This window comes from Actinoplanes sp. HUAS TT8, from assembly GCF_051380535.1.
Classification (GTDB): Bacteria; Actinomycetota; Actinomycetes; order Mycobacteriales; family Micromonosporaceae; genus Actinoplanes.
In genome coordinates this window covers 6,903,112-6,921,645 of the sequence record NZ_CP195646.1, presented here as the reverse complement: position 1 = coordinate 6,921,645, position 18,534 = coordinate 6,903,112, and the positions used below count along the sequence as shown (strand labels likewise).

Annotated in this window: 15 protein-coding genes; 9 read left to right on the top strand and 6 right to left on the bottom strand. The window is 70.5% G+C overall.

Going from position 1 to position 18,534, the window contains the following annotated elements; genetic code table 11:
- Window positions 1-33: 33 nt before the first annotated feature.
- A complete protein-coding gene (locus ACSHV8_RS30575; RefSeq protein WP_436521270.1) occupies window positions 34-1,209 on the bottom strand; it encodes a homogentisate 1,2-dioxygenase in 1,176 nt (391 codons plus the stop codon).
- Window positions 1,210-1,409: 200 nt separating this feature from the next.
- Between ACSHV8_RS30575 and ACSHV8_RS30570 the strand changes: the two genes are divergently transcribed.
- Window positions 1,410-2,000, top strand: coding sequence for a TetR/AcrR family transcriptional regulator (locus ACSHV8_RS30570; protein WP_436521268.1), 591 nt, complete (start codon window positions 1,410-1,412; stop codon window positions 1,998-2,000).
- Between the two features lie 313 nt (window positions 2,001-2,313).
- Here ACSHV8_RS30570 and ACSHV8_RS30565 read toward each other — a convergent pair whose 3' ends face one another.
- Window positions 2,314-3,234 (bottom strand): S41 family peptidase, encoded by a 921-nt coding sequence (locus tag ACSHV8_RS30565; RefSeq protein ID WP_436521266.1) that lies wholly within the window; start codon window positions 3,232-3,234, stop codon window positions 2,314-2,316.
- Between the two features lie 57 nt (window positions 3,235-3,291).
- On the opposite strand from ACSHV8_RS30565, the gene ACSHV8_RS30560 reads away from it, so the two are divergent.
- Window positions 3,292-3,798, top strand: coding sequence for an ArsR/SmtB family transcription factor (locus ACSHV8_RS30560; protein WP_436521264.1), 507 nt, complete (start codon window positions 3,292-3,294; stop codon window positions 3,796-3,798).
- On the opposite strand, the gene ACSHV8_RS30555 is transcribed toward ACSHV8_RS30560, so the two are convergent.
- Genes ACSHV8_RS30555 through ACSHV8_RS30545 form a run of 3 tightly spaced genes read right to left on the bottom strand, consistent with a single transcriptional unit; the run spans window position 3,792 to window position 7,440 of the window.
- The gene (locus tag ACSHV8_RS30555) at window positions 3,792-5,369 is read right to left on the bottom strand and encodes a substrate-binding and vWA domain-containing protein (RefSeq protein WP_436521262.1); all 1,578 of its coding nucleotides are present in this window, start codon (window positions 5,367-5,369) and stop codon (window positions 3,792-3,794) included. The genes ACSHV8_RS30560 and ACSHV8_RS30555 overlap by 7 nt on opposite strands.
- On the bottom strand, window positions 5,366-6,442 hold the full coding sequence (locus ACSHV8_RS30550) for a hypothetical protein (protein WP_436521260.1): 1,077 nt from the start codon (window positions 6,440-6,442) through the stop codon (window positions 5,366-5,368). The genes ACSHV8_RS30555 and ACSHV8_RS30550 overlap by 4 nt, the downstream gene beginning before the upstream one ends.
- On the bottom strand, window positions 6,439-7,440 hold the full coding sequence (locus ACSHV8_RS30545) for a serine/threonine-protein kinase (RefSeq protein WP_436536956.1): 1,002 nt from the start codon (window positions 7,438-7,440) through the stop codon (window positions 6,439-6,441). Before ACSHV8_RS30545 ends, ACSHV8_RS30550 begins: the two co-directional genes overlap by 4 nt.
- A 213-nt stretch (window positions 7,441-7,653) precedes the next feature.
- Here ACSHV8_RS30545 and ACSHV8_RS30540 point away from each other — a divergent pair, with 213 nt between their 5' ends.
- The 6 genes from ACSHV8_RS30540 (at window position 7,654) to ACSHV8_RS30515 (ending at window position 14,467) form a co-directional block, all read left to right on the top strand.
- Window positions 7,654-10,038 carry a DUF3616 domain-containing protein gene (locus tag ACSHV8_RS30540; protein WP_436521258.1) on the top strand — a complete coding sequence of 795 codons (2,385 nt, stop codon included), beginning with the start codon at window positions 7,654-7,656 and terminating at the stop codon, window positions 10,036-10,038.
- Window positions 10,039-10,070: 32 nt separating this feature from the next.
- The gene (locus ACSHV8_RS30535) at window positions 10,071-11,192 is read left to right on the top strand and encodes an AI-2E family transporter (protein ID WP_436521256.1); all 1,122 of its coding nucleotides are present in this window, start codon (window positions 10,071-10,073) and stop codon (window positions 11,190-11,192) included.
- Window positions 11,193-11,237: 45 nt separating this feature from the next.
- Window positions 11,238-12,413, top strand: a complete 1,176-nt coding sequence (locus ACSHV8_RS30530; protein WP_436521254.1) for an aminotransferase class I/II-fold pyridoxal phosphate-dependent enzyme — start codon at window positions 11,238-11,240, stop codon at window positions 12,411-12,413.
- Complete coding sequence (locus ACSHV8_RS30525; RefSeq protein ID WP_436521252.1) at window positions 12,400-13,344, top strand: PfkB family carbohydrate kinase; 945 nt, start codon at window positions 12,400-12,402, stop codon at window positions 13,342-13,344. The genes ACSHV8_RS30530 and ACSHV8_RS30525 overlap by 14 nt, the downstream gene beginning before the upstream one ends.
- A 133-nt stretch (window positions 13,345-13,477) precedes the next feature.
- A complete protein-coding gene (locus tag ACSHV8_RS30520; protein WP_436521250.1) occupies window positions 13,478-13,879 on the top strand; it encodes a type II toxin-antitoxin system HicB family antitoxin in 402 nt (133 codons plus the stop codon).
- A gap of 45 nt (window positions 13,880-13,924) precedes the next feature.
- Window positions 13,925-14,467 (top strand): alpha/beta hydrolase, encoded by a 543-nt coding sequence (locus tag ACSHV8_RS30515; RefSeq protein ID WP_436521248.1) that lies wholly within the window; start codon window positions 13,925-13,927, stop codon window positions 14,465-14,467.
- A gap of 35 nt (window positions 14,468-14,502) precedes the next feature.
- On the opposite strand, the gene ACSHV8_RS30510 is transcribed toward ACSHV8_RS30515, so the two are convergent.
- Window positions 14,503-17,106, bottom strand: a complete 2,604-nt coding sequence (locus tag ACSHV8_RS30510) for an alpha-amylase family glycosyl hydrolase (protein WP_436521246.1) — start codon at window positions 17,104-17,106, stop codon at window positions 14,503-14,505.
- A 258-nt stretch (window positions 17,107-17,364) separates the two neighbouring features.
- Between ACSHV8_RS30510 and ACSHV8_RS30505 the strand changes: the two genes are divergently transcribed.
- Entirely contained in the window at window positions 17,365-18,534 is a 1,170-nt protein-coding gene (locus ACSHV8_RS30505) for a GAF domain-containing sensor histidine kinase (protein ID WP_436521244.1), read from the top strand.

Below are 18,534 nucleotides of genomic sequence, written 5' to 3'. Positions count from 1 at the left end.
CAAAAAGGCCTAGATGTGCACCCAGGTCAGTGGTCATGCGGCGGGGCCGCGGCCGGACCAGGACCAGGCATAACGCCCGTCGTCCGAGGCGAGCCCGGCCTCGCCGAGATCCAGCGGGCGGAACGTGTCCACCATGACCGCCGTCTCGTCGAAGAACTCGACCCCGAGCGACCGCTCGACCGCCCCCGGCTGCGGCCCGTGCGAATGCCCGCCCGGGTGCAGCGAGATCGACCCCTTGCCGATCCCGGAACCCTTGCGGGCCTCGTAGTCCCCGTCCACGTAGAACATCACCTCGTCGGAGTCGACGTTCGAGTGGTAGTACGGCACCGGCACGGCGAGCGGGTGGTAGTCGACCTTGCGCGGCACGAAGTTGCAGATCACGAAGTTCTGCCCGGCGAAGACCTGATGGACCGGCGGCGGCTGGTGGACCCGGCCGGTGATCGGCTCGAAGTCGGCGATGTTGAACGCGTACGGATACAGGCAGCCGTCCCATCCGACCACGTCGAACGGATGCTCGGGCACCACGTGGATCGTCCCGCCGCCGCGATGCTTCACGTAGACCTCGACGTCGGAGCCCTCGGCCAGCAGCGGCTCGACCGGCCCGCGGAGATCACGTTCGCAGTACGGCGCATGCTCCAGGAACTGGCCGAAACGCGAGAGGTAACGCGCGGGCGGGGCGATGTGCGAGCTCGCCTCGATCGCATACGTCCGCAGCGGCTCGGCCCCGGTCGGGATCCACCGGTGCGCGGTCATCCGCGGGATGATCACGTAGTCGCCGCGGCCGACGGTCAGCGCGCCGAACACCGTCTCCACCGTCGCGTCGCCGCGCTCGACGTAGACGCACTCGTCGCCGATCGCGTTGCGGTAGTACGGCGAGATCTCGGTCGAGACCGCGTACGAGATCCGCACGTCGGCGTTGCCCAGCACCAGCCGGCGGCCGGTGACCGGGTCGGCCTCCTTGAAGTCCAGGTCGTGCAGGCGCAGGTGGCGCGGGACGAGCGGCGCGTTCGGGGTCAGGCTCTGATCGGGCAGCGTCCACGGGCGCGCATCGACGATGGCCGACGGGATGCCGCGGTGGTAGAGCAGCGACGAGTCGGAGGAGAAACCCTCCTCGCCGACCAGCTCCTCGGCGTACAGCCCGCCGTCGGGACGGCGGTGCTGGGTGTGCCGCTTCGGCGGGATACTGCCCACCTGCCGGTAGAACGCCACGCGATGACCTCCCGGTCCTCCTGCGGACCACTCCGGCGGATCGCGCCGCAGTGGTCCCTGGACATGCAGTCGTCACCAGGGGTGGTGGTGGCGACTCCGTGTGCTACGGAATTTACGGAGCCGTAACAGACCGCACAAGTGTTCCGGCCGGTTCGCACTGTGAACAAATCCCGGTAACCTGACGCCGGGAAGGGGATCACGTGCCGAAGATCGTCGATCACGACCAGCGACGTTCCGAGATCATCGAGGCTTACCTGACAGTCGTCGCCCGCGACGGGCTGGCCGCCGCCACCAGCCGGGCCATCGCCGCCGAGCTGAACATCGGCACCGGCGCGCTCTGGCACTACTTCGACGGTTTCGACGAGGTCGCCGCCGGGGCCTACCTGCGGATCACCGACCGCACCAACGCCCGGATCGCCGCGGTCACCTCGGGGCTGCGGGGGCTCGCCGCGTTCTACGCGATGATCCGCGAGATCCTGCCCCTGACCAAGGAGACGCTCGACGAGGCGTTCGTGGTCGTCGGCTTCTGGGGCCGCCTCGCCGCCAACTCCAAGATCGAGGAGGCGCCGGAGCTCGGCGACGTCTGGGCCACCCAGATGGCCGACCACTTCCGCGAGGCGATCGCCGACGGCGAACTGCGCCCCGACTTCCCGATCCCCGACGTCATCGACACGCTTCTCACGATCTGCCTCGGCCAGCAGGTCAACGCCGTCATGACCATGGTCGACCCGAGCCGCCTGCTCGCCATGGTCGACCACTGCCTCCGCCCCTGGCGTCTCAAAAACCCGTAAACCCACTTTTCCCGTACGTCCTAGCCCGGCCCCCAACCGCAGGGTCCCCGCGCTGGTCCACGGCCGCGAGCTGATCCCGGTGCCGGGCCGTCCGGCGCCCGTCCGGCGAAAGCGGATGGTTCGCGACCTGGTCCCGGGTCAGGGCTCCGGCCGCGGGCGCCGGGTCCCGGCTGGTGCTCACGGCTGTTCCGGGCCTGTTTTACGACCGTGAGCACCAGCCGAGATCCGGTGGCGCGGCTGGGGGCCGAGTGGTGCGGACCTTGCGGCCCCGACGCCGGGGCGGGGGCTCACGACGTACGGCGGGAATGGGGTTTCAGGGGAGAGCCGAGCGCAAGTGGGCCAGGGCCCGGGGGAGCGCGTCGGCCGCCGGGGTGGGGATGTCGGGGTGGACGCCGGTGCCCTCCCAGTTGGTGCCCGACAGGGGGCTGACCGAGCGGGCGATGGGGATGGTGGTCTCCAGGTGGGGGTGGACGGCGAAGGCCTCGCGGGGGTGGGCGCCGCCCCGGGTGACCTCGCCGATGATTGTGGCGCGCCGGCGTTCCTGCAGGGTGAAGGCCAGGTCCTCGCCGCCGGAGAAGGTGGTGGCGCTGGTCAGGACCGCGACCGGGCGGTCCGGGCCGAAGCGGGGGCCGGCCAGGTGGGGGACGGTCCAGTACTGGTGGACGGTGTCGTCGGCGCGGAAGTAGAGGCCGCCGAGCTGGAACGGTTCCGGGCCGAAGAAGTAGCTGTTGAACAGGGCGACCGTCTCGGGTACGCCGCCGCGGCAGCGACGGGCGTCCACGATCAGCGCCGACGCGCCGGAGACCAGGGTCATCGCGGCCGCGATGGCGTCGCCGGCGGCGGTGGGCGGGAAGAAGATCGGGGTGATCTCGATGAGGGCGATGTTGTCGTCCAGCCGCTCGACCCGGCCGATGCCGCCGCCGGTGCGGGCCGCCCACGCGGTCAGCTCGGCCAGTTCGGCCTCGTCGTCGCCGTGGTTGTCGCGCAGCGGTTCCTCGCTGTGGAGCAGCCGCAGATGCTTGTCCCCGTTGATCGACTGCAGGTCCTCGGTGACCCGGGCGGCCAGCTCGGCCGCGTCGATGCCGTCCGGGTAGCGGACGGCCCCGGCGCCGGCCGGCTGAAGAGCGGCCGTGAGCACGGCGTTGATCTTCGTGGCGACCTCGGGGAACACGTAGTGCTCGGTGACCAGGTCCACGACCTTGGTCACGACTTCGGTGATCTCGTCCTCACGCATGGAGGGCAGTCAATCACCTCGTTTGACCAAGCGTCAAGAAACACGGACACTTAGCTCGTGGACGAGAAACTGGAGATCTCCGAGCCGGCGCAGTACAAGGCGCTCGGGCATCCGCTGCGGCACCGGATCCTGTTCGCGCTGGGCGGGGAGGCGTCGACCATCAGCCGGCTGGCCCGGGCTCTCGACCAGCGCAAAGGCACGATCGCGCACCACCTCGGGGTGCTGCAGGAGGCCGGTCTCGTGCACATCGCCGAGACCCGGACGGTCCGCGGCGGCACCGAGCATCGGTACCTGCGCAGCGCCCGCCGCTTCATCTTCTCCGGCCCGGAGTCCGACCCGATCGCGATGCGGGCGGTGGCCGACGAGATGGCCGCGGCCGAGGACGTGCTCGGTTTCCGCATCCGCAACGTGCGGCTGACCGGGGAGCAGGCGCGGGCGATCGCGGCGACGCTGGAGGAGCTGGTCGACGGCATCGACGAGGAGCAGGCCGACCGGCACACCGTGGTGGTGACGGTGTACCGGCCGGCATCAGGGCGGGCCGTGGAAGAGGGACAGCCTCACTGATAGCCGCGGATCTGGCAGAACGCCTTGGTCAGATCGGCGTTGCGCGCGTCCCACACCGCGCCCCCGGTCGCCGTCGCCAGGTCGTTCATCTGCGCCTCGGCCGCCTCGCCGAGCATGATCGGGAAGACGGCCACACGCTGCGCCGCCCCGCGCGAGCTCAGGTATTTCTTGAAGGCGGCCAGATCGCTGCCCCGGTTGCTCTCCCCGTCGGTCATCAGCACGATGCTGACGAACCGATCCTTGTCCCGGGCGGCGTCCAGGCTCTGGTAGGCGGCCACCAACGAGTCGTAGACGGCCGTGCCCCCGCCGACCTTGAGCTGGTCGACGGCGCCGCGCAGCCGGTCGCGGGACGGCTGCGGGTTCGCGGCGTCCACGGTGACCGTCACCGGTGCCTTCGGACGGTCGCTGAACGGCAGCAGGGTCACCTCCTCGCGGCTGCGGAACCGGCAGTACGTCCCCGTCAGTGACGTGTTCACCCCGGTCAGCCCGGCCAGCGCGGTTTTCAGCGAGGCGATCCGGGTCCCCTTCATCGAGCCGGACACGTCGAGCACGTAGACGGTCCGCGACGGCCGGCGCAGCCGATCCTGGTACGCCGTGAGCAGCCCGTCGACGGCCGGCCGGGTCGACGGGAACGGCAGCTCGACCGGGGTGACCGGCAGCCCGGACGGCAGCGCGATCCCGGGCACGGCGGGCCGGCGCGCGGTCAGTTCCCCGATCCGTTGCTGCACCGCGGCCGTCCGCAGATAGTCGCCCAGCCGTTCGTGCGCGTCCCGCACGGCGGTCGTCGCGCCGGTGAGCAGGGTCAGCGGATAGTCGGCGCTGACCACGCCCTCGGCCGGGTAGACGATGGTCAGCGGTTCCTTGAGTTTGCCGGACCTGTTCAGCTCGACCAGCGACGCCTCGTACGTGACCAGCGCGTCCAGCGCCGACCCCTGCTCCACGAACGTGTCGCTGAGCCACCCGGACGATCCGGCGGTCAGCCGCTGCCCGCTGAAGAAGCCGGTCAGCGGCGCGGCCACCCGGTTGATCGCGGCGTCGTCGAGCGCCCGCCCGCTGCCGTCGAGCGCGGTGGCCACCTCGACCAGCGCCGAGAATCCGGTGTTGGAACTGGCCGGGTCGGTCATCGCGAACGTGAAGTCGCCCCGGGCGGCCGCCGCGGCGATGTCCTTCCAGGTCACCGCCCCGGTCCAGCCGAGTCGCCGGGCGGCCTCGGCGCGCACGCCGAGCACGACCGGCGAGCCCATGATCCGGGTCGCGGTGCCGAGGCGCTTCTTCGCCTCCGGGATCGTCTCCAGGTAGCGGTCGGAGGAGAACCAGACCGCGTCGTACTTCCCGTCGGCCTTGCCGGTGGCGACCGCCTCGGCCCCTTCCAGGCTGCCGATGAAGTCCATCTTGACGGTCACGCCGGTGGCTTTCGCGGCCTCGTCGAGGATCGGCTGCATGTCGGCGAGTTCGCTGCCGGCCAGCACCCGCAGGGTCGTCGGAGGACCCGGGCTGGGCGAGACGTCCGGCTTGGCGGAGGTGCAGCCGGCGAGCAGGGCGACGGCCAGGAAAACCGGAACCAGCCTCACTCCGCACACCCCGCCGCCCGGTCCAGCATCGTTTCGAGGATCTTGTAGGCCGGCGGCTCCACCACCACCGGCGGATTGGGCCGGTCGGCCAGGGTGCGGCCCTGCGGCCGGAACCCGTACTCGGCGGCCAGGTCCTTCAGGGTGTCGTCGTCGCGCAGCATCTCGCCGACCTTGCGGCCGCCGTCGCTGAGCGGCACCAGCTCGTGCCAGGCGTACACGGTCGGGCTGGGGAAGAGCAGCACGTGCTGCCCGTCCGGCGGCACCCGCTGGGTGGACACCTTGTCCAGGAACTGGGACTCGTAGACCAGCGCGATCGGCGTCCGGGTCGGGCCGCCGGTCAGGTACTCCTCGAACAGCACCCCGCTGGTGTCCGGCTTCAGCCCCTGGTCGGCCATCAGCCGGCACATGTCGGGCAGGACCTTCGTGACCGAGGCGGCCGAGGCGACCGGCTTGTCGCCGTTGAGCACGGCCGACACGATCGACAGGAACATGATCGCCGAGTTCGAGTCGGCCGGGTCGGTCGTGCGCATCAGCACCACGTTGCCGTTCGCCGAGGACTCGTTGCCGGGCAGCTTCTTCCAGCTGGTGCCCGCCCGGTCCAGGTCGATCAGCTTGCTCACCGAGATGACGTCCTGGCCGCCGACGGTCTGCACGACCCCGGCCCGGCGCAGCACCTCGGCGGTGTCCTTGAAGGTGGCCACGCCCATCACCGACGAGAACGGCTTGTACGACTCCTTCACGTTCAGCACCGATTTGATCTTCTCGGCGGCCGGGGTGCTCGACGGGAACGCGAAGTCGTACTTCACCGAGTCCCCGGCCAGCAGGTCGACCATCTCCCGGGAACCGGTCGGGTCGATCCGCAGCCGCAGCCCGGCGCATTTGAAGATCTCGGTGACCCGCGAGTCGCGCAGGAACGGCTCCTTCTCCGAGCCGACGATCCCGCGCACCTCGGTCACCTTGGCCGCACACGTGGCCGCGTCCGTCCCGGTGCGGCCCTGGCCCAGCTTCCAGCCGACGACCAGGATCAGCGCGACGCTCACCGCGACCGCCAGCACGCGCACGAACCCCTTCATGCCCTACCTTCCCTGTTCGGTGTGAAACCCCAGATCAGCCCGGCTCCGGCGACGGCCAGGGCGGGCACCACCCAGAGGGCGTCGATCAGATCGGCGGCGAGCAGGATCCCGCCGGCGGCGGCGCCGATGCCGGCACCGGCCACAGGCCACCAGGATCCAGACCCTTTTCCCGTACGGGCGGTGACCGGCGCCGGGTGCACGGCCAGGTAGGCCGCCTCGCCGAACTCGGTCGCGCTCGAATACCGCTCGTCCGGGTCCTTGGCCAGTCCCTTCTCGACGACCTCGCGCAGCGCGTCCGGAACCGTGTCGGGCAGGTCCTTCGGCTCGTCGGTGAGATGCGCGTGCAGCGGGAACGACATGCCGGTCGGCCCGTAGGGCACCCGCCCGGTCAGGCACTCGTAGAGCACCACGGCCAGGGAGTAGATGTCGGCGCGGTGGTCGGCGTTGCCGCCCAGCAGGCGTTCCGGCGCGATGTAGGCCGGCGTCCCGACCAGCTGCCCGACGCGCGTGATGTTCGGGTCCTGCGGGTCGAGCCGGTGCGCGATGCCCCAGTCGATCAGGTACGCGTGGTCGGAGCCGCTGCGGTGCCCGGCGTCGAGCAGGATGTTGGACGGCTTCACGTCCCGGTGCCGCAGGTTCTTGTCGTGCGCGGCCGACAGCGCGGTGCCGATCTGCTGGATGATGTCGACGGCCCGCTCGGGGGAGAGCGGCGCGGTGCGGATCTCGGTGGCCAGGTTGCGGCCCCGGATCAGACGCATCGCGATGTACGGCGGCGGGCCGACGCTGAAGTCGTAGACGGCCACCACGTACGGGTTCTCGATCTCGGCGGCCAGGCGCATCTCGCGGACGAAACGTCCCTGCAGGTCAGGGTCGGCCAGCGCGGCCGACGTGAGGATCTTCAGGGCGACGGTGCGCTGGGTGCGCGTGTCGACGGCCTCCCACACCTCACCCATGCCACCCTTCCCGAGCAGGGTGACTTTCTGGTACGGGCCGACCATGTCGGACACATTCCACTCCGGAGAGTCAGCAGGTAGGTGCGGGACGCCGTCATGGTAGGACCGTCGCGCCCTCCCACCAGGCCACGAACGTGTGAACAATCGGCGATCTTGATGCGTCCGGTGCTGTTCATCCTCCGTATGGAAATCTTTGAATTTGAATTTTTGAAGTGCCGATCCACTGCGGCGACTGCTCTGTGAAGAAAGGCAACAATTTTGCTCCCCCAGCACACAGGCCGCCGCCTGGCCGCCGCGTCCGCCGCCGCGATCGTCGTTGGCTCGGCCGTCGCGGTCACCACCAGCGCGTGGGCGGCCACCGGCGCCGCCGCAGACCACCTCCTGATCTCGCAGGTCAAGGTCACCTCGTCGGCCACCGCGGTCACGCTGACCCGGCTCACCGGCGCGGGCGCGGCCGACGGAACCGCGATCGCCCTGCCCGTCGCCGCGTCCGGCGCGAACCGGCCGTTCACCCTGGAGGGCGACTCGGCCGCGGTCGGCGCCCTGGCCCGCTCGTCCGACGGCCGCTACGTGACGCTGGCCGGCTACTCGGCCGTCCCGGGCGCGGCCACGGCGTCCGCGCCGCGGGTCGTCGCCCGCGTGGACGCCGCCGGATCGGTGGACACCTCGACCACGCTCGGCACGTCGTTCACGCAGGAGAAGGTGCGCGGCGCGGTCACCGCCGACGGCACCCGCTTCTGGGTCACCGGGCACGGCGCCACCGCCAGTCCGAAGGGTGGCCTGGTCCAGGCCGACCTGGGCGCGAGCAGCGGAACCGTGCTGGCCGGCGGCACCGATGCGCTCGACAACACGCGGACCGTGCAGCTCGTCGACGGCAACCTCTGGTTCGGCAGCGAGAAGGGGTCGGCCGGCCTCTACCGCGGCACGACCCGGGTGGTGGCGATCGGGTCGGACGGATCCGGGCCGATCTCGTTCACGCTCCTGGACCGGGACGCCTCGGTGCCCGGCGCGGACACGCTCTACGTGCTGCAGGAGACGGTCGGGGTCTACAAGTACTCCTCGGACGGCACGACCTGGACCAGCCGGGGCAAGATCTCCAGCACCTCCGGATGGACCGGGCTGACCGGGGTGGTCGACGGCACGAGCGCCCGCCTCTACGGCATCAACGGGGACGGCGCCAAGAACACCCTGGTGCAGGTCACCGACTCGGCCAGGTCCACCTCGTCGCCTTCGGCCTCTTCGCGTACGACGGTGGCCACCGCCCCGAGCGGGATCGCGTTCCGCGGTGTCGCGTTCGCCCCGGGCGGGACCGCGAGCAGCCCGTCCCCGTCGGCCAGCCCGTCGGCGAGCGCCTCGGTCAGCCCGTCGGCCGGCCAGTCCACGGCTACGCCGACCATCGCGCTCTCCACGACGTACCTCTCAAGTGCTGTCGGGGGTGTGGGTGACCCGACGGTGACCGCGACCGTCGCGCAGAGCGCAGGTGACGCGAACCTCCTGACCGTCACCGCATCGGCCAGCTCGAAGACGTCGGTCGCGACCACCGCCGACGTCACGGTCAGCGGCACCGGCGGCACCCGGCAGATCGCCGTCGCGCCGCGCGGCGTCGGCTACACCGACCTGACCGTCAAGGTCACCGCGCCCAACGGCAAGTCGGCGACGACCACCCTGCACCTGGCCGCGTCGGCGGCCGTGCAGGACGCCGCGAACACCCGCTACCTGACCGGGGCCAGCGACTCGTCGGCCGCGATCGACGCCGGCGACGGCTACCTGATCGCCGCCGACGACGAGACGAACGTGCTGCGCCTCTACCGCCGCGACGCCTCGGGCGCGCCGGTGCGCACCTGGGACTTCAGCAGCCAGGCGGGCGTCAGCATCGAGATGGACCTGGAGGTCGCGGCCCGGGCCGGGGACACCGTCTACTGGGCCGGGTCGCAGGGCAACAGCAAGAGCGGCGAGCTGCGCCCGGACCGCACGGCACTGTTCACCACGAAGATCACCGGAACCGGTGCGTCGACCCAACTGACCTTCGGCGGCGTCTACCACGGGCTGCGCGACGACCTGATCGCCTGGGACAAGGCCAACGGCAACCGGTACGGCTTCGCGGCCGGCGCCGCCGCGGGCAACATCCCGAAGCAGATCGACGGCTTCAACCTGGAGGGCCTGGAGTTCGCGCCGGGCAGCACCTCGACGGCCTACCTCGGCTTCCGGGCCCCGCTCGTCGGCGGGAAGGCGGTCGTCGTCACCGTGACCAACCTGGACAAGCTCACCAAGGCGACGTTCGGCACCCCGATCACCATGGACCTGGGTGGCCTGACGATCCGGGACATCCGCAAGAACGCGAACGACCAGTACCTGATCATCGCCGGCTCGTGGGCGGCCGACGACAACAGTGACCCGTACGCGCTCTACTCCTGGGACGGCGTCGCCGCGCACGCCCCGGTGCTGGTCCGGTCCCTGCCGACCGCCGACGCGGGCGCGTGGGAGGCGATCGTCGCGGTGCCCGACCTGACCGTGGCCGGCGCCCGCGCGCAACTGCTCACCGATGCCGGCGCGGCCGACCTGTACGGCGACGGCACCGAGGCCAAGGACCTCACCCACGCGGAGTGGAAGAAGTCCCGTGACGTGTGGTTCACCCTGAGCTGATCAGGGAGCGCACGTTCCGTAAGGTGATCCACATGGGGCGCACCTTGAGCACGGCGAAGACCCGGTCGGCGATGCGTGACGCCGCCCGGGTCTCCGCACAGACCCTGCTGATCCTCCTGCTGACCTACGTGGTGCTGGAACTGCTCGGGATGGCCTGGTCGGTGCTGTGGCCGCTGGTCGTGGCCCTGCTGCTGACCACCCTGACCTGGCCGCCGGTCCGCTGGCTGCGCAGCAAGGGCTGGCCTCCGGCCCTGGCCGCGTCCCTGGTCACGCTCCTGTTCCTGGCCCTGGTCGCCGGCATCGTGGTGCTGATCGTGGTGCCGGTCTCGGAACAGTCCGGCGAGCTCGGTCAGGGCGTGGTCGGCGGCATCCAGACCGTCCGCGACTGGGCCTCCGGCCCGCCCCTGAACATCAGCGACGACCAGGTCAACAGCGGTCTGAACACGGCCATCGACAAACTGCAGGCCAGCGTCGGCAGCATCGCCAACGCCACCCTGACCGGGGTCAGCACGATCGTCAACGGCCTGGTCACCACGATCCTGGCGCTGTTCCTGATGTTCTTCTTCCTCAAGGACGGGCCGCGCTTCCTGCCCTGGCTGCGCCGCCAGCTCCCCGGCCGGCTGGCCACCGACCTGCCCGAGATCGCCGGCCGGTCCTGGAACACGCTCGGCTCGTTCGTCCGCTCGCAGGCGTTCGTCGGCCTGCTCGACGCCGTCTTCATCGGGCTCGGCCTGTGGATCGTCGGCGTGCGGCTGGTGCTGCCGCTGGCCGTGCTGACGTTCGTCACCGCGTTCATCCCGATCGTCGGCGCGGTCTTCGCCGGACTCGTCGCGGTCCTGATCGCGCTCGTGTTCAGCGGGTGGGTGAAGGCGCTCATCGTGCTCGGCATCATCCTGCTGGTGCAGCAGCTGGAAGGAAACGTCTTCCAGCCGATGATCCAGAGCCGGGGCCTCGGGCTGCACGCCGGGGTGGTGCTGCTCGCGGTGACCCTGGGCGGCAACCTGGCCGGGATCGTCGGGAGCCTGCTGGCCGTGCCGGTGGCCGCTCTGATCTCGGTGATCTGGGCGTACATCCGCGAGCAGCTCAGCGACCCCGACCCGGAACCCGATCCCGAGCCGCTGCCCGATCCGGTCCCCGAGCCGGCCGTGGAGTAGCGAGTCGGCGACCGCCCGGCCGGGGCCGGATGTCATGCTGCGCCGATGAGGTTGTCGCAGCGGGCCCAGGCGGTCGAACCGTTCCACGCCATGGCGTTCGGCCGGCGGGCGGGCGAGTTGGAGGCGGCCGGGCACGACATCGCCCGGCTCGGCCTGGGCGAGCCCGACTTCGGTGCGCCCCCGGCCGTCCGCGCGGCGATGCGCGAGGCCATGGACGGGCGGCCACTGCCGTACACCCCGGCCTTCGGCCTGCCCGCCCTGCGCGAGGCGATCGCCGGTTTCTACCGCGACCGCCACGGCGTGACCGTCGACCCGGCCCGCATCGCCGTCACCCCGGGCGCCTCCGGCGCGCTGCTGCTGGCCGCCGCCGCGACCACCGACCCCGGCGACGAGGTGATCGTCGCCGACCCGTCGTACCCCTGCAACCGGGCGCTGGTCGAGACGTTCGGCGGCCGGGTCGTCACCGCCGCCACCACCCCGGAGTCCCGCTACCAGCTCGACACCGCCGCCGTCGACCGGGTGTGGACCGATCGCACCCGCGCGGTCATGGTCGCCAGCCCGTCCAACCCGACCGGCACGTCCATCCCGTTCGACGAACTGGTGGCGGTCTGCGCCCAAGCCCGCGCCCGCGACGCCTGGCGGCTGGTCGACGAGATCTACCTGGACCTGGCCGACCCGTCCCCGGACGGCCACCCGCCGCGCAGCATCCTGTCGGCCGACCCGGACGCCATCGTCATCAACAGCTTCTCCAAGTATTTCGGCATGACCGGCTGGCGCCTGGGCTGGTGCGTCCTGCCTCCGGAACTGGTACCGGCGGCCGAACGCCTGGCCATGAACTACTTCCTCTGCGCGTCCACCCCGGCCCAGATGGCCGCCCTGGAATGCTTCACTCCGGAATCCCTGGCCGTCTGCGAGGACCGCCGCCGGGAACTGCTGGCCCGCCGCACCATCGCACTGGAAGGTCTGGCCCGCATCGGCCTCCCGGTACCGGTCCCGCCGGACGGCGCCTTCTACGTCTACTTCGACGTCAGCGCGACCGGGCTGACCGCCTGGGAGTTCTGCCGCCGCGCCCTGGAGGAGGCGTACGTCTCGGTCACCCCCGGCCGCGACTTCGGCGCCGCCACCGCGGACACCCACGTCCGCCTCTCCTACGCGGCGTCCCGGGAAACCCTGCGCGAGGGCCTCACGCGCCTCGGCACGTTCGTCCGTGCACTTCGATAGGGACGTCACCGGGATCGGCGCGATCAACGTCGACCACCTGGCCGGCCCCTCCGCCTCCAGCGCCCTGCGCGAAGCCGGCCTGACCTGGGAAACCGGGACCGAGCACCACGTCGACGCGGCCACGATCGAGACGGCGATCAACGCCGTGGGGGCGAACCGCCTGACCACCACGATCGGCGGGTCGGCGCTGAACACCGTGCTGGCGATCGCCTGCACCGGTGCGCCGCTGCGCCTCGGCTTCGTCGGGGTGGCCGGCCGTACGCCGGTGACGGGACTGCCCCGCGACGTCGACCAGCGCCTGGTCTTCCGGGACGAGCGGCGGCTCTCCGGGACCTGCTTCTCCTTCTCGGCGGACGGCGAGCGGACGCTGCTCACCCACGCGGGCGCCAACGACCACTTCGTCGAGCACCTCGATCGGCACTTCGGCGCATTGGTGGCCTACCTGGCCGCGACCCGGATCGTCCATGTCACGTCGTTCCTCGACGACCACACCGCTCCGCGGCTGTCGGCGCTGCTCAGCGCGGTCAAGGGGGCAAACTCGGAGGCCCGGATCAGCTTCGACCCCGGGCACGTCTGGTCACTCAGCGCGGCCACCGCCATCCGGGAGATCGCCGCACTCGCCGACTACGTCCTGGTGAACCGTCGCGAACAGACGAATCTGAACCCCGACCCGCGTCGCGCGGTGGTCAAACACCCGGACGGGGTGGAGGCCGGCGGCCGGTTCTTCCCGCATAAGCCGCTCCCGGCCGCGGAGATCGTCGACGACACGGGCGCGGGCGACGTCTTCGCCGCCGGCTTCCTGACCGTCCTGGCCCGCCGCCCCGACCGGCTCGATCTGGCCTGCGACCTCGGCCTCCGCATGGCCCGCCACAAACTCCAGCACCGCGGCGTCGCACTTCCGGGCTTTGCTGATCTCCTCGGAAGGGCGTAGGCGACTGTCTAGTGCGCTTTACTCGAATTGTCTAGCGGGCTGGCCTAGGCGTCATACCGCGCCATAGGGAGATCAACGAGATCACCGCGCGAGGCATCATGCGAGACCTCGACGAGCAGCTCGGGGAGGACTGGTGGAAGTGAAGACCTACTCCGCGACGTGTCAGCGGGTCGGCAACTGGTGGGCCGTCAGCGTGCCGGAGCTCAAGGGCGTGCACACGCAGGCCCGGCGGCTCGATCAGGTCGCCGCGATGACCCGCGAGGCGATCGCGCTGATGCTCGGCGTCGACCCGGCGACCATCGAGGTCGAGGTGCACCCCGAGTCTCCCGGCCCGGTCGCCGAGGCCCTTCACGCCCCGCAGGCCGCGCGGGAAGCCGGCGAGAAGGCGGAGCGGGCCACCGAATCGGCCGTGCGGGCGCTCCTGCGCGACGGCTACACGGTCCGGGACGCGGGCGCTCTCCTCGGGCTCTCGCCCCAGCGCATTTCGCAGATCGCGGCCCGCGGCCGGGCCACCTCCCGATCGGCCGCGGCATAGAAGCCGCTCGCGAAGGCATTCGCGATCTTGGATAGGGTCGGCGGCATGCCTGATGTGATCGTGGTTCCGGGGAGAATGTTCGGGCCGGCGGCAGGGATGCTGATGTATGCCGGGACGGTCGCCGAGGAGCGCGGGGCGACGGTGCACCGGCACGCGTGGTCCGGGGAGCCGCCGTGGGCGGCTGATCCGTCGGCCGAGTCGTGGGTCGTCGGCGAGGTGACACCGGTGCTCGACGCCGTGGGCGGTTCCCCGCTGCTGATCGCCAAGTCGCTCGGGTCGAATGCCGCCGCCCTGGCCGCCGAGCGGTCCCTGCCGGCGGTGTGGCTGACGCCGATTCTCGACAGCCCGTGGGTGGTCGCCGCCCTGGAGCGGGCGACCGCCCCGTTCCTGCTGGTGGGCGGCACCGGCGACACCATGTGGGACGGCGCCGCGGCCCGGCGCCTGACCCCGCACGTGCTGGAGATCGACCAGGCCGACCACGGTATGTACGTTCCCGGCCCGGTCGCCGACTCGATCGCGGTCCTCGGCCGGATCGTCGGCGCGATCGACGACTTCCTGGAGACGATCGGCTGGCCCGCTCAGGGGTGAGGCCCGGCGGTGGGACCGCCGGGCCTCGGGGTCTCCTACTTGAGGTAGGTGGTGTCCGCGCCGACCTTGCCCGGGGCCGGGTTGCCGGTCTGGTCGAGGACGTAGACGCGCAGGTTGCCCTTGGCGTTCAGGGAGACGGTCAGCGTCCCGCCGGTGACGACCTGGCGGTCGCCGGTGACGGCGTCGACGTAGGTGCCGTTGGGGATGCCGGTGAACGTGGCCCCGCCGGAGACCGTGATCAGGGCGAAGCTGTCGACGCTGCCCGAGGTGTAGCGGCGCTTGTAGGCCATGCTCCCGGAGACGCCGTCGGTCGAGTACTGGCCCATCTGCAGGGCCGGGACCGCGCGGCGGATCTGGTTGAGTCGTTGCAGGTGCTTGACCAGTGGTTTCGAGAGCGTGGTGGCGACGTTGCCGGAGGCCGAGGAGACGACCCCGTAGTCGGCGGCGGTGACGCTGCCGGTGAGGTTGTCGCCGTAGTAGGCGCGGCCGGTGGTGGCGAGCGGGCAGGACGGACCGCAGTCGATCTGCTTGCCGGCCTGGAACTCGATCTCCGAGCCGTAGTACAGCGTGGGGATCCCGCGGAACGTCCACATCAGTGACATGTTCTCGGCCCACGCCTCGGTGCCGCCGGAGTACCTGGTCGGGGACTTGTTCGGCCCGTAGTCGTGCGAGTCCACGTACACCGCGTTGTAGGTGGCGTCGTTGACCGAGTCGTCGGAGTCCTTGCCGTTGTTGAACGCGTTCTGCGCGTCGCTGAAGTTCATGTGCATGCGCATGTCGATGATGTTCATGCCGGAGAACTGGCTGTGGTCGGGCGTGTGGTAACTGTTCCCGTTGAGGAACGCGTTGGTGCTGGTCGGCTGGTTCGCGGTGCCCAGGTTGTTCTCGTAGTTGAACTGTTCGAGGGCCGCGGCCACATCGTCGTCCGAGTAGGTTTTGCGCTCTTTCCAGGTGAAGAACTGCGCCGAGTGGTTGACCGAGCCCCGGTTCCACTTGTCGTTGACGAACGCGCCGACCTCGCCGAAGACGTAGAACTCGTCGGCCTTGGCCGCCCCGTACTTCTGCACCAGATGGTCGTGGAGGGCGGGCAGGAAGCGGCGATTCCAGGTGACCCGGGGAATGTGCACGGCGGTGTCGATCCGGAAGCCGTCCACGCCCATGTCGATGTATTTGTTGTACGCGTCGATCAGGTATTTCTGCACGGTCGCGTTCTCGGTGTTGAAGTCGGCGAGATCCTCGTGCAGCCAGCAGGACCGGGAGTCCTCGCCCTCCCAGTTCCCGATCCAGCACTGGTGGTAGAGCGTGGACGGGAACATCGAGGCGGTCGGCGACGGCCACTGGCAGTTGTAGAGCGTGTAACCCTCTTTGCTTTTCGCCCCGGTCGGCGTGCCGTAGTTCGGGCAGGTGTTCCCGGCCGGTGCCGTGCTGCTCCACAGATCCCCGTTGTACGGGTATCCGGCGCTGTTCTCCTCCAGCGGGTTGTACTCCTTGCCGGCCACCTTCTCCTGGTAGTACCAGCTCCATTGACTGTCCCGGACGCCGTACACGGTCGGGGTGAAAAGCCCTTTGGCGCCCCAGCGGGAACTGTGGTTGTAGACCACGTCCTGATAGATCTTGAGGCCCTTGGCGTGCGCGGTGTCGATCAGATCCTGATACGACGCGCCGGTCGATTCCAGCCGCGGGTCGACCCGGTAGAAGTCCCAGCCGTGATATCCGTGGTAGTCGTAATCGGAGCGGTTCATCACGACCGGCGTGATCCAGATGGCCGAGAAGCCGAGCGCCTTTATGTAGTCGAGCTTGTCGACCAGCCCTTTGAAGTCGCCCCGGAACATCGGGTCGTTGTCGGCCGCGTTCCCGGACGACACGTTCTGGCTGCCGCCGCGGTCGTTGGTCGTGTCGCCGTCGTAGAACCGCGCGGTCAGCACGAAGTAGATGCTGTCCTTGCGCGGATCGCCGCCGAGCATGGTGCCCTGGGTGACCGGCGCGGCGTCGCCGGTGGTCACGGTCGCGGACGCGCCGGCCGCCGAGACGTTGCCCGCGGCATCAAAAGCCTTGATCACGTACGTGTACGAGGTGTTGGCCGCGAGTCCGCGGTCGGAATATCCGTTGGTCGAGCTGGTCAGCGTGGTCGAGCCCCGGATGATCTGGTAGCCGGCCACGCCCACGTCGTCGGTCGAGGCGGTCCAGGCGAGCGTCACCGTGGTGTTCGACGCGGTCGCGGTGAGCCCGGTGGGGGCGCTCGGCGCGGTCGTGTCGGCGGGCGCGGTGACGCACGGGCTGGCGGCGTTCGCGGTCACCACACCGGCGTTGACCGTGATCACGCCCGTACCCAGGGAATAGTTCTTGTAGGAATTGTTGTCCCACGTCCCGGAGCCGTTGTTGAACGTGGCCTGCCAGGTCGTGGCCGTGCCGAGGTCGACCGTTTCGCGGACCCAGCCGGTGCAGGCCGGTTCGTCCATGACCACGCCGGGGACCGTGGTCCAGGAGCCGCCGGTCGGCGCCCAGTGCAGGTAGGTCGGACTCCAGGCGGTCTTGTAGTAGACGGTGGCCGAGTTGGCCGCGCGTGCTGCCGGTGCATCGAGCACCAGCAGGGGGATCACGCAGAGTACGGCCAGTACTCGTCGGAGAAATCGGGACACGGCGGAGCCTCCGGAACACGGGGGGACGGGGCTGAGCAAGGACGTGACAAGCCGGAAATCCGGCGTTCACGTGTGAACGGAAGGTAGCAAGTTCTTGCATGTCTTGAAAGAGCTTTCCGTCAATATGCAAAGACATGCGGCTCCCCGATGGCAACCCCGGGATCCCGCAGGCCGGCCGGCCGCCCGCCGATTCTCGCCAGGCAGAGGAAAGCGACCACGGCGCGTGGCCGCACGTGGAAGCCAGCGGAGGTAGAGGCGATGACCGTCCCGATGAGGACCCGCCCGACGGAGGACCGTTTCGCGGCCGCCGAACGCTACCGGGCCGCGGTGGCCGAGGTGCCCGAGGTCCTGGAACTCGCCGCCGAGGCCTGCCAGGCGCCGATGGCCGCGCTCAAGGTGATCGGCGGCGGGGCCGCCCACTTCGCGGCCACGCTCGGCATCCAGACCGTGGTCGACGTGCCGCAGTCCATGTCCCTGTGCGACGCGGTCGCCGCCGCCAACGACACCATGGTGATCGACGATGCCACCTGCGACCCCCGGCTCTCCACCCATCCGCTGGTCCGGGGCAGCGAGCACGTCCGCTTCCTGGGTGCGGCGCCGCTGCACCACGAGGGGCAGATCGTCGGCGCGCTCTGCGTCTTCGACGACACCCCGCGCCGCCGCCACACCGAGGCGACCATCCGGCTGCTGTCCCGGATCGCCCGCCGCGTCGACGCCGAGACCGGTCTGCGGCACCTGGTCACCACCCAGCCGTTCCCGGCCGGCATCGATCAGGACGAGGTGGTCTCGGCGATCTCCCACGAGATCCGTACGCCGCTGACCAGCATCCGCGGCAACCTGGAACTGCTCTCCGAGATGGGCGCGATCGCGACCGGCTTCGAGGGCCGGGTCGACGCGATCACCCGCAACGCCGACCGCCTCTGCCGGACCGTCGAGAACCTGCTGCGCGCCGTCAACCAGCAGATGCACGAGCCGGTCGGCGAACGCCACCTGATCGACCTCGGCTCGATCGTCCCGGGCGTGGTCGCCGCGATCGGCAGCGACCGGGTGCACGTGACCCGTCCGGACGGACCGGTCTGGGCCACCGCCGATCCGCGGCTGATCGAGGTCGCGCTCGGGCACCTGCTCAGCAACGCGCTCTGCTTCGGCGAGGGCAAGCCGGTCGAGGTGACGCTGGTGGCCCACCCGCAGCCGGCCATCGTGGTCCGTGACCACGGTCCCGGGCTGGACCCGTCCGAGCTGGCGATGCTGGGCGCGCCGTTCATGCGCGGCGACGAGGCCCGGGTGGCCCAGGCCCCGGGACTCGGGCTGGGCCTGGCCATCAGCCGGCGCATCGTCGAGGCCCAGGGCGGCGTCCTGCGACTGGACAGCGCACCGGGCGCGGGCCTCACCGCCCGGATTCTTCTGCCGGCCGCCCGTCCCCTGTGA

Excerpts from the sequence above, each read along its gene's own strand:
- ACSHV8_RS30565 (WP_436521266.1), bottom strand. The coding sequence starts at position 3,234 with ATGCGTGAGGACGAGATCACCGAAGTCGTGACCAAGGTCGTGGACCTG.
- ACSHV8_RS30550 (WP_436521260.1), bottom strand. The coding sequence starts at position 6,442 with ATGAAGGGGTTCGTGCGCGTGCTGGCGGTCGCGGTGAGCGTCGCGCTG.
- ACSHV8_RS30545 (WP_436536956.1), bottom strand. The coding sequence starts at position 7,440 with ATGGTCGGCCCGTACCAGAAAGTCACCCTGCTCGGGAAGGGTGGCATG.
- ACSHV8_RS30535 (WP_436521256.1), top strand. The coding sequence starts at position 10,071 with ATGGGGCGCACCTTGAGCACGGCGAAGACCCGGTCGGCGATGCGTGAC.
- ACSHV8_RS30530 (WP_436521254.1), top strand. The coding sequence starts at position 11,238 with ATGAGGTTGTCGCAGCGGGCCCAGGCGGTCGAACCGTTCCACGCCATG.
- ACSHV8_RS30515 (WP_436521248.1), top strand. The coding sequence starts at position 13,925 with ATGCCTGATGTGATCGTGGTTCCGGGGAGAATGTTCGGGCCGGCGGCA.
- ACSHV8_RS30505 (WP_436521244.1), top strand. The coding sequence starts at position 17,365 with ATGACCGTCCCGATGAGGACCCGCCCGACGGAGGACCGTTTCGCGGCC.